Annotated in this window: 17 protein-coding genes; 7 read left to right on the forward strand and 10 right to left on the reverse strand. The window is 68.5% G+C overall.

Annotated elements, in window-relative coordinates; genetic code table 11:
* On the reverse strand, positions 1-611 hold a 611-nt coding region (locus tag B1964_RS06705; protein WP_079929296.1), incomplete at its 3' end, for a sulfurtransferase.
* Positions 612-1,035: 424 nt separating this feature from the next.
* Between B1964_RS06705 and B1964_RS06715 the strand changes: the two genes are divergently transcribed.
* Positions 1,036-1,791, forward strand: coding sequence for a neutral zinc metallopeptidase (locus B1964_RS06715; protein WP_006367441.1), 756 nt, complete (start codon positions 1,036-1,038; stop codon positions 1,789-1,791).
* A 28-nt stretch (positions 1,792-1,819) separates the two neighbouring features.
* Here the strand turns inward: B1964_RS06715 and B1964_RS06720 are convergent, their stop codons facing one another.
* Genes B1964_RS06720 through B1964_RS06730 form a run of 3 tightly spaced genes read right to left on the reverse strand, consistent with a single transcriptional unit; the run spans position 1,820 to position 4,375 of the window.
* Positions 1,820-2,500 carry a Maf family protein gene (locus tag B1964_RS06720; protein ID WP_006367440.1) on the reverse strand — a complete coding sequence of 227 codons (681 nt, stop codon included), beginning with the start codon at positions 2,498-2,500 and terminating at the stop codon, positions 1,820-1,822.
* 4 nt (positions 2,501-2,504) lie between these two features.
* The gene (locus tag B1964_RS06725; RefSeq protein ID WP_006367439.1) at positions 2,505-2,750 is read right to left on the reverse strand and encodes an acyl-CoA carboxylase subunit epsilon; all 246 of its coding nucleotides are present in this window, start codon (positions 2,748-2,750) and stop codon (positions 2,505-2,507) included.
* Positions 2,747-4,375 (reverse strand): acyl-CoA carboxylase subunit beta, encoded by a 1,629-nt coding sequence (locus B1964_RS06730; protein WP_014359583.1) that lies wholly within the window; start codon positions 4,373-4,375, stop codon positions 2,747-2,749. Before B1964_RS06730 ends, B1964_RS06725 begins: the two co-directional genes overlap by 4 nt.
* Positions 4,376-4,496: 121 nt before the next feature.
* Between B1964_RS06730 and B1964_RS06735 the strand changes: the two genes are divergently transcribed.
* Positions 4,497-5,324, forward strand: a complete 828-nt coding sequence (locus B1964_RS06735) for a biotin--[acetyl-CoA-carboxylase] ligase (RefSeq protein WP_079929297.1) — start codon at positions 4,497-4,499, stop codon at positions 5,322-5,324.
* Positions 5,325-5,349: 25 nt separating this feature from the next.
* Here the strand turns inward: B1964_RS06735 and B1964_RS06740 are convergent, their stop codons facing one another.
* On the reverse strand, positions 5,350-5,976 hold the full coding sequence (locus B1964_RS06740) for a hypothetical protein (RefSeq protein WP_079929298.1): 627 nt from the start codon (positions 5,974-5,976) through the stop codon (positions 5,350-5,352).
* A 158-nt stretch (positions 5,977-6,134) separates the two neighbouring features.
* On the opposite strand from B1964_RS06740, the gene B1964_RS06745 reads away from it, so the two are divergent.
* The 3 genes from B1964_RS06745 to B1964_RS06755 are packed head-to-tail and all read left to right on the forward strand — an operon-like array spanning position 6,135 to position 8,775.
* Positions 6,135-6,746, forward strand: a complete 612-nt coding sequence (locus B1964_RS06745; RefSeq protein ID WP_014359586.1) for a PH domain-containing protein — start codon at positions 6,135-6,137, stop codon at positions 6,744-6,746.
* Positions 6,743-7,420: a response regulator transcription factor gene (locus tag B1964_RS06750; RefSeq protein ID WP_026920209.1), complete on the forward strand. Its 678-nt coding sequence runs from the start codon at positions 6,743-6,745 to the stop codon at positions 7,418-7,420. Before B1964_RS06745 ends, B1964_RS06750 begins: the two co-directional genes overlap by 4 nt.
* 14 nt (positions 7,421-7,434) lie before the next feature.
* On the forward strand, positions 7,435-8,775 hold the full coding sequence (locus tag B1964_RS06755) for a HAMP domain-containing sensor histidine kinase (RefSeq protein ID WP_006367433.1): 1,341 nt from the start codon (positions 7,435-7,437) through the stop codon (positions 8,773-8,775).
* Here B1964_RS06755 and B1964_RS06760 read toward each other — a convergent pair.
* Positions 8,747-9,307 carry a GtrA family protein gene (locus tag B1964_RS06760; protein WP_079929299.1) on the reverse strand — a complete coding sequence of 187 codons (561 nt, stop codon included), beginning with the start codon at positions 9,305-9,307 and terminating at the stop codon, positions 8,747-8,749. The two genes, B1964_RS06755 and B1964_RS06760, sit on opposite strands and share 29 nt — an antisense overlap.
* A gap of 183 nt (positions 9,308-9,490) precedes the next feature.
* Here B1964_RS06760 and B1964_RS06765 point away from each other — a divergent pair, with 183 nt between their 5' ends.
* Together B1964_RS06765 and purE are read left to right on the forward strand one after the other, a co-directional pair.
* Complete coding sequence (locus B1964_RS06765) at positions 9,491-10,684, forward strand: 5-(carboxyamino)imidazole ribonucleotide synthase (protein ID WP_014359589.1); 1,194 nt, start codon at positions 9,491-9,493, stop codon at positions 10,682-10,684.
* Positions 10,684-11,253, forward strand: a complete 570-nt coding sequence (purE, locus tag B1964_RS06770) for a 5-(carboxyamino)imidazole ribonucleotide mutase (protein WP_006367430.1) — start codon at positions 10,684-10,686, stop codon at positions 11,251-11,253. Before B1964_RS06765 ends, purE begins: the two co-directional genes overlap by 1 nt.
* A gap of 32 nt (positions 11,254-11,285) precedes the next feature.
* Here purE and B1964_RS06775 read toward each other — a convergent pair whose 3' ends face one another.
* The 4 genes from B1964_RS06775 to B1964_RS06790 form a co-directional block, all read right to left on the reverse strand.
* A complete protein-coding gene (locus B1964_RS06775) occupies positions 11,286-12,128 on the reverse strand; it encodes a dienelactone hydrolase family protein (RefSeq protein WP_079929300.1) in 843 nt (280 codons plus the stop codon).
* A complete protein-coding gene (locus B1964_RS06780; protein ID WP_006367428.1) occupies positions 12,125-12,499 on the reverse strand; it encodes a nitroreductase family deazaflavin-dependent oxidoreductase in 375 nt (124 codons plus the stop codon). Before B1964_RS06780 ends, B1964_RS06775 begins: the two co-directional genes overlap by 4 nt.
* Before the next feature lie 57 nt (positions 12,500-12,556).
* Entirely contained in the window at positions 12,557-13,270 is a 714-nt protein-coding gene (locus B1964_RS06785) for a TIGR03089 family protein (protein ID WP_079929301.1), read from the reverse strand.
* A 56-nt stretch (positions 13,271-13,326) separates the two neighbouring features.
* The coding region (locus tag B1964_RS06790) for an LCP family protein (RefSeq protein WP_253193910.1) at positions 13,327-14,795 on the reverse strand (1,469 nt) is incomplete at its 5' end.

Genomic DNA, 14,795 nt, shown 5'->3' on the forward strand with positions numbered 1-14,795 from the left:
ATGTGACCGCCGCGCAATGCCCCTTCTTCGGGATAGTCGGGCATGTGGGTGCGCTCGCCGGTGTACTCCTGCGGCGACCGCACGTCGATGAGCGGCTCGGTGCCCAGCGCCGCGCGCACCTGGTCGGCGAAGGCACGGATGCGGGTGTCGTCACGCTCGACGACCGGATAGTCCGACCGCGGGTACTCCGGGACATCGAAGGAGGTGTCGCGGTCCTCCGACATCCACGCGTCGCGGCCGCCGTCGAGCAACCGCACGTCCTCATGGCCGAACAGGGTGAACACCCACAGCGCGTAGGCGGCCCACCAGTTGCTCTTGTCGCCGTATATGACGATCGTGTCATCGCGTTCGATTCCCTTGCTGCGCATCAATTCTGCGAACTGCTCGCCGTTGATGTAGTCGCGGGTCACCGGATCGTTGAGATGCAGGTGCCAGTCGACCTTCTGCGCGGTGGGGATGTGGCCGATGTCGTAGAGCAGGACGTCCTCGTCGCTCTCGATGATCTTGAGCCCCTTGGTACCCAGGTGGGCCGACAGCCACTGCGTGCTGACGAGCCGTTCGGGGTGGGCGTAGCCGGCGAACTTGGGATTCGGGTCGGTCTCGACGCTCAACTGAAGAACCCCTCCCAGGGTGGTGGCTGATCAGGGCGTGTCCACACCAGACACATCCCGGAGGCCTGCGCGGTCTCCGTGGAGAGCCTACCCAGTGGCGACGACACGCGTGCGCACAAGCCGGGTGTCATTCGTCTGGTGACAAGAACGTGGCGTCCCACGCCGGAATTGCTACGTTCGTCGCCATGATCCGCCCTGGGGTGTCACGGAGCCGGCTGCGCGCCATCGTGACCGTGTTGCTCGTCGCCGCGTCGATCGTCGCCTTCGCTTCTGCTCGGGGGACCGGGGTCCACGGGGCACGACGACCTCGACCCCGGAGTCGTCGAGGTCCGGCAGTCCCACGGCCTCGTCGCCGGCGAGTACCCCGTCGGCGAGCGGAGCCGTCCCCGGGCGCTGCACGCCGAGCCGGTGTCCGGGTCTGCCGGTGCCCACGGCTGAGCTGATGACCGGTGCCATCACCCGCGACAACGCGCCACAGAAGGTCTCCGGCTACCTGACCTCGGTCCTCGACGATCTCGACAGCACGTGGACACCGTGGTTCCGCGAACTCGGGTGGGGTGACCCCGCACCGGGGCGCGTGCTGGTCGAGGCCGGTGACACCTACCGGTCCGGCTGCGAGGACGCCGACGGCGCGATCGTCGTGACCTCCGATACGCCCAACGCATTCTTCTGTGGTGTGGACAAGGCCCGTGACGGTGGCGGAACGCGGGTCGAGGGATCGGTGATCCTGCCCGTCGAGGCGTTCGTCGGGATCTGGACCGGCACGTTCCTGGTTCAGGGGCCGCTGGATTCGATCGGTGGGTTCCAGGGTGAGTTCACCGCGGCGACGGTGGTCGCACACGAGTACGGACATACGGTCGTCGATCGGATCGTTCGCGCCGGTCACCTGCCGGACTCGCGGGGGCCGCGGGGGGAGAACTCCGAACTCATCGCCGACTGTCTCGCCGGGAACTGGGCGGCGACGGTACTGCGGCGAGATGAGCTGTCGGTCACCGACATCGTGCAGGCGGTGACCCTGATCCAGAAGATCGGCGATCCGGAACCGGGACAGGGTCACGGCACCTCGACGCAGCGGATCGCGGCGATCTCGCGAGGGTTCTTCGGTCGGTCGGTCAACGGTGGCGGTCAGGGACAACCGATCGGGTGCCTGACCGAGTACTGGCCGGAGGAGTTCGGCTGAGGCCTCGGCGAGAGCCGGTCGCCGGTACTCACCAGAGTTCCGCGACGCCGATCCCGACCCGTCGTAACAGTCGGCGCACCGTGGGCAGTCCGATTCCGATCACCGAGGACGGATCGCCGTCGATGGCGTCGACAAACCAGCCGCCGAGGCCGTCGAGGGTGAAACCACCGGCGACCTCCAGCGGCTCGCCGGTGGCCACATAGGAGTCGATCTCCGCGTCGTCGACATCGGCGAAATCGATGGTGGTCGAGGCGGTTTCCGACGCCGATGCGACGACGTCGAGTCCGCTCACCACGGCGAGGTGGTGTCCGGTGAGCAACTGCGCGGATTGGCCGCGGACCCGCTTCCACTGGTCGATCGCCACGTCGGGCGTATGCGGTTTGCCGGTGAGCGCACCTCGGAACAGCAGCATCGAGTCGCAGGTCAGCACCACCGTGTCGGGTATTGAACCATCCTGTGCCGCAGCCGATTCCGGGCCGCCGCGTTCGGCGATCAGGGTGGCGACGACCGCGTCGGACTTGGCCATCGCCAGACGTGCGACGACGTCGGTCGGCGGTACCCCGGCCAGGTCCTCGAGTACGGCGTCCTCGTCGACGTCGGAGACCAGCACGCGCGGATGCACTCCGGCGCGGGTCAGGACCGCCAGGCGGGCAGGAGAGGCCGAACCGAGGACGACGTCGAATCGACGAGTGCTACCGGCGGGGTTCACCCGATCAGTATCGCAAGTTGGTGAAGCTGCCCGGCCCACCCCACTGCGGGCGGAGCCGATCGATCGCGCTGCCCCAGTCGTCGCGGATCGCGGGGGTCTGCTCCCCGCCGCCACTGCCGGAGGCCGCGGCGGCGAGAACGGCGACCAACGCGGCCACGTCCTCGTCGGTCGGGTTGCCGCGCACGACGGTGAGGAACGGCTTCGCCGGGGCTCCCGCGTTCTGTGCTCCGGTCTGCTCTGCGCCGCTCACAGCGGGATGTTCCCGTGCTTCTTGGGCGGCAGGGTGACCATCTTGCGCTCGAGCAGGCGCAGTGCGGTGGCGATCTGACCGCGGGTGTGGCTCGGCGGGATCACCGCGTCGACGTAGCCGCGTTCGGCCGCGACGTACGGGTTCACCAGGGTGTCCTCGTATTCCTGCTGGAGTTCGAGGCGCAACGCGTCGACGTCCTCGCCGTTGGCCTCGGCCTCCTTGAGGCGGCCGCGATAGACGAAGCCGACGGCGCCGGAGGCACCCATCACGGCGATCTGCGCGGTGGGCCAGGCGAGATTGACGTCAGCGCCCATGTGCTTGGACCCCATCACGTCGTAGGCGCCGCCGTAGGCCTTGCGGGTGATGATCGTGATCTTGCCGACGGTGGCCTCACCGTAGGCGTAGAGCAGTTTGGCGCCGCGGCGGATGATGCCGTTGTATTCCTGATCGGTGCCGGGCAGGAAGCCCGGAACGTCGACGAGGGTGACGATCGGGATGTTGAAGGCGTCGCAGGTCCGCACGAACCGGGCGGCCTTCTCCGAGGCATTGATGTCGAGGCAGCCCGCGAACTGGGTCGGCTGGTTGGCCACGATGCCGACGCTGCGTCCGTCGACGCGTCCGAAACCGATGATGATGTTCGTCGCGCGCTCGGCCTGGACCTCGAGGAACTCGTCGTCGTCGAGGATGCGGCGGATGACCTCGTGCATGTCGTAGGGCTGATTCGGCGAATCCGGGATCAGCGTGTCGAGTTCGAGGTCCTCGTCGGTGAGGGTGTCCTCGATGGACCCGGCGGCCGGCGCGGCGACCGGCAGTCGGGGTGCGTCGGCCCGGTTGTTGCTCGGCAGGTAGCCCAGCAACTCCTTGACGTAATCGAGCGCGTCCTCCTCGTCGGAGGCGACGTAGTGGGCCACACCGGATTTCGTCATGTGGGTGTTGGCGCCACCGAGATCCTCCATGGTGACGTCCTCGCCGGTGACGGTCTTGATGACGTCGGGGCCGGTGACGAACATCTGGCTGGTCTGGTCGACCATCACCACGAAGTCGGTCAGCGCCGGGGAGTACACGTGGCCGCCCGCCGCGGCGCCCATGATCAGTGAGATCTGCGGGATGACCCCCGAGGCACGCACGTTGCGGTGGAAGATCTCGCCGTAGAGACCGAGTGAGACCACGCCCTCCTGGATGCGGGCGCCCGCGCCCTCGTTGATGCCGATCAGCGGACGACCGGTCTTGATCGCGAGATCCATCACCTTGACGATCTTCTCGCCGTACACCTCGCCGAGGCTCCCGCCGAAAACGGTGACGTCCTGGGAGAACACGCAGACCTCGCGGCCGTCGATGGTGCCGTAACCGGTGACCACGCCGTCGCCGAGCGGTCGGCGTTCGGCGAGCCCGAAGTTGGTGCTGCGGTGGCGGGCGAGTGCGTCGAGTTCGACGAACGAGCCGTCGTCGAGCAGATGGGTGATGCGCTCGCGGGCGGTGAGCTTGCCCCGCGAGTGGATCTTCTCGACCGCGGCCTCGCCGACCGGATGCTGGGTCTCGGAGAGTCGCTGACGCAGATCGGCGAGCTTTCCGGCCGTCGTGTGAATGTCTGGCGCGGCGCCGGAATCGGACGAAGCAGTGGTCATGAACGTCGATGCTAGCCAGATCGTGGCGCGCCCCGTCAACTGCCCCAATGTGAGAGATTCCTCATGTTTCCGAGCGATCGGTCGGCTACCTGCGGTGATGTGCGTCTCAGTCGTAGGCTCAGTGGTCATGAACACTCCAGCGACGTCTCCCGTGCACGGTCTGCAGTCGGCCATCGACGCCCGGACCCCCGATCTCGCCCACACCATCTGGCGACGGGTCGAGGTGGTCGATTCGACCGGTTCGACCAATGCCGACCTCGCCGCGCGCGCCGGCCAGTCCGATCTCGTGGGCACGGTGCGCATCACCACCGACCAGACCGCCGGGCGCGGGCGTCGGGCGCGGACCTGGTCGGCGCCCGCCGGAGCTCAGCTCGCCATCTCGGCGGTGGTGCCGGTGGGTGCGCACACCGAACAGTTGGGCTGGCTGTCGCTGGCGACCGGGATCGCGACCGCGACCGCGATCGAACGGCACAGTGGTCAGCGGCCGGTGCTCAAGTGGCCCAATGACGTACTGATCGACGATCGCAAGATCGCGGGCATCCTCGCCGAGTACGTGACCTCCACCGACGGTGGCGTCGTCGTCGTGGGCACCGGACTCAACACCAACCTGACCTCCGATGACCTGCCCGTTCCGACGGCGACCAGCCTGCGGATCGAAACCGGCCGCGAACTCGGCGTCGACGGCCTGGCCGGTCTGGCCATCGAGTATCTGCGCGCGCTGGACGAGCAGGGTTGGCCCGACCGACTCGATACGATCGCCGAGACCTACCGGCAGCGCTGCGACACCCTCGGTCGTCGGGTGCGGCTTCTGCTACCCGGCGACACCGAGATCGTCGGGCAGGCCGTCGACGTCGACGTCAACGGGCGCATCGTCATCGAACGCGACGGGGGAGAACGCTTCACCGCGGCGGCGGGTGATGTGGTGCATCTGCGGCCCATCGCGGACTGAGCTGCGCGCGCCGGCGTACCCGCAGTCAGCGGGTACTACGGGATTTGTGGCCCATCGCCGGTACGAGCGAGAAGATCGGCAATCCGATCACCAGGTGCATCACCGCGGTTCCCAGGCCCACCGAGAACTGTGCCGAGAGCACGAGCGGAATGATCACCGCGGCGGCGATCAGCAGGCCGACCACCCACCGGAAGAACTGGTCCGGCGACGGCGTGATGACCTGCAGCACGTACCACAGGGCGCCGGCGGCCAGCGCGGTGAGGAAGCCGACGATCGCGAACCAGAACTCGTCCTGCGCCACCGGATTCCACACGCCGAACTTGCCCGCGGCATTCACCCGCTCGACGATCGCCCGAATGATCCAGGCGACCAGCCAGGCGGCCAGGCCGGTGACGACGCCGGTCATCACGATGCCGCCGACGAACATCCCCACGTTGATGTCGGGGCCGATGGCGCGGCGTGGTCGCGCGGCCCGGCCCGGGGGCTGCTGCGCGTAACCGGGGTCCTGGTATCCGGTGTGCTGATAGCCCTGCCCGGCGTGGCCCGGATCCTGGTAATACGTCGGATCCTGTTGGCTGTAGGCACGCGACTCCGGCGCGTATCCGGGCTCGTACTTCGCGGTGCGGGGATCCCGGGGATCGCGATAGGTCATGAAAGCTCCTGAACCTCTCGTCGCTGTGGTCTGCGTCATTCTACCGAGATCGGACAGGGTCCGAGTGTGACCGCGGCGACCGGGCCGGGTTACCAGGCGGCGCCGGGAGCGCCAGCGAGCGGGCTGAGTCACACGCCGCTCGGCCTATGCTTGCTGCCATGGCATATCCGCGGGAGAACCTCGCACCCGGCGAGCGGATCGTCCTGCACCGACATCCGCACTGGAAGTGTCTGCTCGGTCCGTTCCTGTTGTTCATCCTCGCGACCGCGATCGGCGGCCTGCTCGCCGGGCTGGTGAGTGCGTCGTCGTTGACCGGGACCGGTGCCCTGATCGCCTACGTCGCCGTGGCGGTGCTCTGGGCGGCCGCGACGATCTGGTTCTTCCTGCGGCCCTTGATCTCCTGGAAGACCACGCATTTCGTGCTGACCGACCGCCGGGTGATCTTCCGGCACGGCATCCTCACACGATCGGGGATCGACATCCCGATCCGACGGATCAACACCGTCGAGTTCCGGCACGGGCCGATCGACCGGTTGTTGCGCACCGGGACATTGCTCATCGAATCGGCCTCCGACGAGCCGTTGGCGTTCGACGACATCCCCCAGGTCGAGCGTGTGCACGCGCTGCTCTACCACGAGGTGCTCGAGGTGACCGACGATCCGGATCCCGACGACGAACGCTTCGATCACGACGATCGGGTGGGCGCCGCCGATGCGGGCGCGACCCACGGCAACGAGGCCGGACATGGCAGATGGGGGCGACGGCGATGACCGATGTGTTGTTGGCCGAGGACGATGCGGCCATCGCCGAACCGTTGGCCCGGGCGCTGGCGCGCGAGGGATACGGCTGCGAGGTCGTGGGCACCGGAACGCAGGCCCTCGAACGGGTCGCCGACGGCCGGTTCGAACTACTCATCCTCGATCTCGGTCTGCCCGAGATCGACGGACTCGAGGTGTGCCGGCGGGTACGGGTCGAACAGCCCGAACTCGCGGTACTGATGTTGACCGCCCGGACCGACGAGGTGGACTTCGTGGTGGGGCTCGACGCCGGCGCCGACGACTACGTCGGCAAACCCTTCCGGCTCGCCGAGTTGCTCGCGAGGGTGCGAGCACTGTTGCGCCGCAGCCAGACTCCCGACGATGTCGTCCTCGAGGGTGGCGATCTACGGTTGGATGCCCGGGCGCGTCGGGCGACGCTCAACGGCACCGACCTGGTGTTGGCGAACCGCGAGTTCGATCTGCTTCGGTTCCTGATGGAACGAGCCGGTCAGGTCGTCGGCCGCGACGAGATCCTCACGGAGGTATGGGGTTCGGCGGATCTGCGGTCGTCGAAGACCCTCGACATGCACATCTCCTGGCTGCGTCGCAAGATCGGCGACGACCGGCACGACCGCCCGCGCCACATCGTCACCGTGCGTGGTGTCGGTTTCCGTTTCGATCCGTAGCCCGCGATCGATCCATGCGCCGTCGCATCCTGTACACGATGATCGCCATGTTGTTGGCGGTCGGTGCCGCACTGGGTATTCCGCTGTCGGTGATCGCGTGGTGGTGGGTCGCCGACAGCGCCCACCAGACCCTCGACAGCCGGCTCAAGTCGATCTCGGATCAACTCATCCGAACCGACGATGGGCGCGACGCGACGCTCGATCCCGCGCTGCTGGATTCGCCGCCGCTGCGGTCGCTGATCCCCGATCAGGGCCGTCTGATCCTGACCTATGTGGCTCCCGACGGGCACTCGGCCACCCGCGCCGTGGGGGCCGAGATCGACGGTGCGACGATCTCGGACTCCATCGGGCTCGGTGATGCCGGATCGCTGATCCTGGAGATCCCCCGCAACGACGTCCGCGGTGATCAGCTCGCCGCGGTCGGCATCGTCACGATCGTGGTGGCCTCGTCGCTGGCCGCGGGCACCGTCGTCGCGGCGGTCACCGCGGGACGAATCGCCGACCCGGTCATCGACCTCGCCCATCGGGCCACGGCGATGGCGCGCGGCGATTTCCGCTCGGAATGGCGGACGTACGGGATCGTCGAACTCGACCGGGTCTCGCGAGCGCTCGGCGACGCGAACACCGAGATCGCGTTGCGTCTCGAACGCGAGGGCGAGATCGTCGGCGACGTGTCCCATCAGCTGCGCAGCCGGCTCACCGCGATCCAATTGCGTCTCGACGAGCTGTCGTTGCACGACGATCCGGCGGTCGTCGGGGAGGCCGAGGCCGCCCTCGATCAGGTCGAGCGGCTCTCCGGTGAGCTCGACGAGATGGTCGCGGCATCCCGTGACGACCCGGCCCCGATGCAGTCGATCGATGTCACCGAGTTGCTGACGCGGCTCGTCGGTGACTTCGAGAATGCCTTCGCCGCCCAGGGCCGCGAGGTGACCGTCGCCTTCAGCGGGCCGGTGTGCGCGTTGAGCGCCCAGCCCGGGCGGCTGCGTGAGGCGGTCAGCGTCCTGGTCGACAATGCCCTGCAGCACGGCGCCGGGCAATGCCGGATCGACGTCGGAGAGCTCGCCGGCGACATGGTGCGCATCACGGTCGCCGACGAGGGCAAGGGCGTCGCCGACGACATCGCCCAGTCGATCTTCCGACGCGGTTTCTCCGCGGGCAGCGGCACCGGCCGGGCGGGAACGGGCGTGGGGCTGTCGCTGGCGCGGGCGTTGGTCGAGGCCGACGGCGGACGCCTCGAACTCGCGCATCGCCGTCCGCCGGTGTTCTCGATCGTGGTGCCCTCGGCGGCACAGGGGTCGGAGACCGCCGACGGATCAGGCGGTCACCTCAGGCATGACCGAGTTCCTCATCGTTGAGTTCCTCGGCGCTCGGATGCAGGTCGGTGGATCCGGCGTCGCCGCCGCGGAGGTTCTCCTCGGGAAAGGCGAATCGTCGCAGCGCCCAGAAGCGGAACGCCATCTGCAGCACGTTGCCGATGAGGAAGCCGAGGACGAAGTCGACGACGACGAGTTCGGTGGTCGACAGATTGGCCCGGATGTCGAAGAGGTTGTTGGCCACCCACAGTGGCGCGGCCTGCAGGACGACGCCGATGCCGCTGATGACGAAGAACAGGAAGGCCTCGTGCGCGCGTTCACGCCCGCCGCGGTTCTTGAATGCCCATTCACGGTTGAGGATGTAGCTGAGGATGGTGGCGAGTACGCCCGAGATGATCTTGGCGATGACGGGCTTGGTCTCGAGGACGGTGAGCGTCAGGGTGTAGAAGATGGCCGCATCGAACACGAAGGTGGTGCCACCGACGAGCGCGAACTTGATGAGTTCGTGGTGTCGCATGAGCTGGTGCCGGACGGGCTCGGGCAGGCGGGCCACCACGTCATCGATGAACGGCACAAGAGTCGAGTGTAGGACTCGGGGCGGCCGGTGACTTCTCCCGGTCGGTCATGCATCGGACATGGCAGGCGTGCCACGATGGACCGCGTGAGCTCATCCGACGGTGGCGCTGCCGACGATCTCGGCGCGCCGAGGACCCCTCCCGCTCCTGGTTCCGCGCGTGCCGGCGGCACCTTCGCCGGTATGCCGACGGTCACCATGATCGGCGGTGGACAGCTGGCACGGATGACCCATCAGGCGGCCATCGCGCTCGGTCAGTGCCTGCGTGTCCTCGCGGCCGGTCCCGACGATCCGGCCGCGCAGGTCAGTGCCGACGTGGTGCTGGGATCGCACGACGACCTCGACGATCTGCGCCGCGCCGCCGCGGGTGCGGTGGCGTTGACCTTCGACCACGAGGGCGTCCCGCTGGCACACCTGCAGGCGCTCGAGGCCGATGGCGTGTCGGTGCTGCCGCCGTCGAAGGCGCTGCATTTCGCCCAGGACAAGCAGGCGATGCGCGTCCGGCTGTCGGAGCTGGGACTGCCGGTACCCGACTTCGCGGATCTGGCAGGCGATCTCGGGTTGGCGCGTGGCCGTCTCATCGACTTCGGTGACCGGCACGACTGGTCGATCGTGCTCAAGGCGGTCCGTGGTGGATACGACGGTCGCGGGGTGTGGATTCTCGACGACCGGGACGCCGCGTTGGCGGTCTTCGACGAGCAGTTCGATGCCGGGGTGGATCTGATCGCCGAGCAGAAGGTGGCCATGCGTCGCGAGTTGTCGGCGATGATCGCCCGATCGCCGTTCGGCCAGGGCGCTGCGTGGCCGGTGGTGGAGACCATCCAGCGCAAGGGGCAGTGCGCGGTGGTGCTGGCGCCCGCACCAGATCTCGACCCCGACCTCGCCGCGGCGGCGCAGGAGATGGCGCTGCGGCTGGCACGCGAACTCGGGGTGGTCGGGGTGATGGCGATGGAGTTGTTCGAGACCACCGAAGGCACGCTGCTGGTCAACGAACTCGCGATGCGTCCGCACAACAGCGGCCACTGGACCATGGACGGGGCGGTCACCTCGCAGTTCGAACAGCATCTGCGCGCGGTGTGTGACTATCCGCTCGGCGACACCGCCCCGAGTGCGCCGTTGACCGTGATGGCCAACATTCTCGGCGCGCCGGATGCGCCGTCGATGTCGATGGACGAGCGGCTTCATCACCTGATGGCGCGGATGCCGGACGCGAAGGTGCACCTGTACGGCAAGGGGGAGCGGGCGGATCGCAAGATCGGGCATGTGAATATCGTCGGGGCACGCGACGACGACCTCGCGACGGTTCGGGAGCGTGCCGAGCGGGCGGCGCACTGGATGTCGCACGCGGTGTGGACCGACGGATGGGAAGGGCACTGATGAGCGAGCAGACCGAGAGCGGGGCGCAGGTCGACGACACCCGGGCCGACGACGCCCGGGCGGATGTGCACCGCGCCCGGGTGGGCCTGATCATGGGCAGCGACTCCGATTGGCCGACAATGCAACTCGCTGCCGAAGCGCTCGCCGAGTTCGACGTGCCGTTCGAGGTGGGCGTGGTCTCGGCGCACCGCACCCCGCAGCGGATGCTCGACTATGCGACCGGTGCCGCCGACGCCGGCATCGAGGTGATCATCGCCGGCGCCGGTGGTGCCGCGCACCTGCCGGGCATGGTCGCCGCCGCGACCCCGCTGCCGGTGATCGGTGTGCCGGTGCCGCTGCGTCATCTCGACGGACTCGATTCGTTGCTGTCGATCGTGCAGATGCCGGCGGGTGTGCCGGTGGCGACGGTGTCGATCGGCGGCGCCCGTAATGCGGGGCTGCTCGCGGTCCGCATCCTCGGGGCCGCCGATGCCGCCCTGCGCGCACGGATGTCGGCGTTCCAGTCCGGTCTCGAGCAAATGGTCCTCGACAAGGACGCCGCCCTGCGTCAGAAGCTGCTGGGCGACTGATACGCGGGGTCCGGGCGCCTCAGCCGGGCCGCTCAGCCCGGGGATTCCGGACCGCGATCGAGTTGCAGTCGGCGGGTGAGGAAGTCGAGAACCTGGTCGAGGGCATCGCGGGTCGGCGCTCCGGGTTCGTCGACGAGATCGATGGTCAGTGCCGCGTGCGGCGTCGGCATCGGCGAATCAGGGTTGGCCGCCGAGTCCGGTAACTCGATCGAGATGAATGCGTCGCCGAGTAGGCGTCGCAGGTTCTCGAATCGCGACGGTGGGGACATCCGATCGCCCTCGAAACGCACCCCCATCACCTGTAGTCCGGCCGCGCATCGGGTGGCGACGGTGGCGAGGTCGGCGTCGGAGACGTCGATCGAGCGAGCCCTGCGCGGCGTGATCGCAAACGGCAGTGATGGTTGGGCCAGCACCGGGGCGAGCAGCCGCTCGTCGGTGGCCATGCCGAGGGCGAAGCCGCCGGTGAAACACATCCCGATCGCGCCGACCCCGACGCCGCCGCAGCGCCGGTGCTCGTCGGCGGCGAGCGCGCGGAGCCAGTCGACGATCGGTGAGGTCTTTCCGGTCGCGAGGACCGAGAACTCCCGGGAGATGCACGCCTTGGCGATGGTCCCGACTATTTCCGTTGCGGCCCTGAGGGTTCCGCGTGCGTCGGGGGAGGGGTCCCGACCGTCGACGCCGTACACCGACGGCATCACCGCGGTCGCACCGATGTTGGCGACGCGCCGCGCGAAATCTGCCACATCCGGGGAGATGCCCGGGATCTCGGCGATGATGATCACCGCCGGACCGGTGCCCTTGCGATACACCCGCCGCGTCGTGCCGAGGTAGGTCTCGTCGGCTACCGAGAAGTCGTCGAGCGAATCGTCGGTCATGCCGGCTCCAGGGTGCCGATGAGGACCCACGCGAACGCCGACGCGAACGGACGCGCACCACGGACGACGTCGGGGGAATCCGCCGGGATGATCCGGGGCCGCACCAGATGGAAATGCTTCCCGCGCCGGGTGATGTCGCAGCCGCCGGCGGCGAGGACGTTACGCACCCAGTCGGTATCGCGTCCGTAGGCCAGCACGACGGCGAGGGTGTCGCCGCCGGCCCAGGCAAGCACCGGCGTTCGATAGCGACGCCCGGAGCTCCGTCCGGTGTGCTCGACCATTGCCCACGGCGCCAGGTGCGGCGCCCACAGGCGCTGGATCGGGTTGGTGAGGCGTTTGTTGACACGGGCCAGGGTGGCGGGCAGCTCCATGAGACCACTGTGCCGTATGGCGTGAGAACGCTGTGCCGTATGGCGGGCACGCGTGTGTCAGGTCAGGACGACCCCGGCGCGTTCGGTGGTGGCGCGCGCGGACTGGTCGCCGTCCGGGTTGGCCACCCACACGAGCCCGGCGCCCACCGACAGCGGTGCCAGGAAATGGTCGACGATGCCTGCGGCGCTTGCCCATTCGAGGGTGGAGAGCACCCGGCCACCGGGCGTGATGCCGGCGCCGGCGGCGGCCGCGTGCGCGGTGTCGAGCACCTCGGTTGTGGTGCGGCCGTCCAGGGCGCCACCGGCATGAGCCGGTCCGGCGAACTGATCGCCGTGGATGCGTACGCGGGTGCCGTAGTCGGACACGCCGGGCGGGAGGCCGGGGACCGGCATGGCGAACGGGTCGAGTGGCGCGACGATCAGGTCCTCGATGTCGGGATGGGCGTCGACGTGGTCTCGATCGGTGAATCCGACCGTGGCATCGCAGAACAGGTCGGCCTCGGCGCGGGTGTGCACCTCGGCGCCGGCCCACCAGCAGCCGAGCAGGATGCCCGCGGTCTGCCAATGTTCGGGAAGGTCGACGATGACGGGATCGCCGGGCTCGAGCAGCACTTCGTCGACGAGGAGGTTGGCGGTCTTGGCCGCCCAGTTACCCAGGGTCGCCCAGCTGAGCTCGGTGCGTTCGCCGGTGGCGTCGTCGTAGAAGGTCAGTGCGGGACGCGTGTGGTCGTCGATACCACCGAAGACGGCGGCGGTGATGGTGGCGGTCATCGGTTCATTGTCTCGTCGGGCGCGGACGACGAGATCGACGGGTCACCGACGGCCGGTCAGTTGACACACATCGGCCCGTCGGAGCCGGCGGTGATCGCCGAACTCAGTGCCGGGGTCGCGGTCCCGCCACCTGCGGATTCGCCGGAGTCGTCGCCGCTCGAGCCGCCGCCGATGTCCGAGACCGAGCCGGGACCGCTGTAGGTGTTGGTGAGCACGGCCCGCAACTCGTGGTCGCCGAGTGTCGGATCGGCTGCGACGGTCAGTCCGCCGAGGTCCTTGGCGAGCAGGCGCGCACCGGGATCGTCGGCCGTCTTCGCGAGGACCACCGAATCGCGCTCGTTGCCCGGATTGCTGAGGAGTTTGCCCGCCTGATAGCCCTTGGCGGTCAGGATGCCCGAGACGTTCTTGGCCAGTCCGTCCACCGTGCCGGCATTGTTGACGTCGACGGTGTACTCGGGACGTCCGGTGTTGCGGGAGGGATCGAGCAGGGAACTGGTGTAGGCCCGGACTTTTGCCGGGTCGACGGTGACCACACTCTGCTGCCCGTCGTCGCTCCACCCGTGGTCGTCGATGATGGGGATCGTCGCGAACTTCACGCGGCCGCCGCTGAGATCCTTGAGTTGCTCGGCGAAGGTCAGGACGTCCCAGTCGTCGTCGATGACCACCGACCGCGACACCGCGGCCTGCAACTGGTTGAGCTTGGTCGGGTCGGTCAGGGTGCCGGCCGACAAGATCTTCTGGGTCAGCGAGGCCATGTACGCCTGCTGGCGGGTGATCCGGTCGAGGTCGCCGCGCGGGAGGTCGTGGCGCTGCCGGACGAAGCTCAATGCTTGTGGGCCGTTGAGGGTTTGGCGTCCGGCGGGGAAGTGGGCACCCGAGAACGGTTCGTTCACGGGGTTCTTGAGGCAGACGTCCACGCCGCCGACGGCGTTGGTGAGCAGCACGAAGCCGAGCAGGCCGACCTCGGCGTAGTGATCGACGTGCACGCCGGTGAGGTTCGCGACGGTGTCGATCAGTGCCTCACGGCCGGCCTGGGTGCCCTCCCGTTCGGCCTGCGCCTCGCTCTGCCCGGCCTCGACGGCCTTGCGCCGCACGCCTTCTCGGGTGGTGCCGTAGGCCGCGTTGATCTTGCTCATCCCGATTCCCGGGACGTCGACGTAGGAGTCGCGGGGAATGGAGATCGCCGTTGCCGACGACCCGTCGTTGGGGACCCGGATCAGCAGGATGGTGTCGGTGTTGGTGGAGATGTCGTCGCCCGAGCGCAGCCACCGTAATTCCTGGGCCGAGAGCGGGTTGCCCTTGGCGTCGGTGCGCGAGTCGGTGCCGACCAGCAGGATGTCGGTGGCGCCGTCGTCGGCGCCACCGAGCGCGAGGCCGCCGAGTCGGGTGATGTCGGACTCGAGGTTGTTGATGCTGCTCCAGGCGTATCCGGTGCACACCAGCACGATCACCGAGAGCACCGCGATCAGCCCGCGGGCCGCCGCGCGTCCACCCCGCCAGCCCGACAGCACCCCGCCCCCGCGCG

Source organism: Gordonia sp. i37 (assembly GCF_002043085.1).
GTDB classification, from domain to species: Bacteria; Actinomycetota; Actinomycetes; order Mycobacteriales; family Mycobacteriaceae; genus Gordonia; species Gordonia polyisoprenivorans.

What these genes read in the sequence shown, in the direction of transcription:
- B1964_RS06730 (WP_014359583.1), bottom strand. Translation starts at nt 4,375, where the DNA reads ATGACCACTGCTTCGTCCGATTCCGGCGCCGCGCCAGACATTCACACG.
- B1964_RS06740 (WP_079929298.1), bottom strand. Translation starts at nt 5,976, where the DNA reads ATGACCTATCGCGATCCCCGGGATCCCCGCACCGCGAAGTACGAGCCC.
- B1964_RS06745 (WP_014359586.1), top strand. Translation starts at nt 6,135, where the DNA reads ATGGCATATCCGCGGGAGAACCTCGCACCCGGCGAGCGGATCGTCCTG.
- B1964_RS06750 (WP_026920209.1), top strand. Translation starts at nt 6,743, where the DNA reads ATGACCGATGTGTTGTTGGCCGAGGACGATGCGGCCATCGCCGAACCG.
- B1964_RS06755 (WP_006367433.1), top strand. Translation starts at nt 7,435, where the DNA reads ATGCGCCGTCGCATCCTGTACACGATGATCGCCATGTTGTTGGCGGTC.
- B1964_RS06765 (WP_014359589.1), top strand. Translation starts at nt 9,491, where the DNA reads ATGCCGACGGTCACCATGATCGGCGGTGGACAGCTGGCACGGATGACC.
- purE (WP_006367430.1), top strand. Translation starts at nt 10,684, where the DNA reads ATGAGCGAGCAGACCGAGAGCGGGGCGCAGGTCGACGACACCCGGGCC.
- B1964_RS06775 (WP_079929300.1), bottom strand. Translation starts at nt 12,128, where the DNA reads ATGACCGACGATTCGCTCGACGACTTCTCGGTAGCCGACGAGACCTAC.
- B1964_RS06780 (WP_006367428.1), bottom strand. Translation starts at nt 12,499, where the DNA reads ATGGAGCTGCCCGCCACCCTGGCCCGTGTCAACAAACGCCTCACCAAC.
- B1964_RS06785 (WP_079929301.1), bottom strand. Translation starts at nt 13,270, where the DNA reads ATGACCGCCACCATCACCGCCGCCGTCTTCGGTGGTATCGACGACCAC.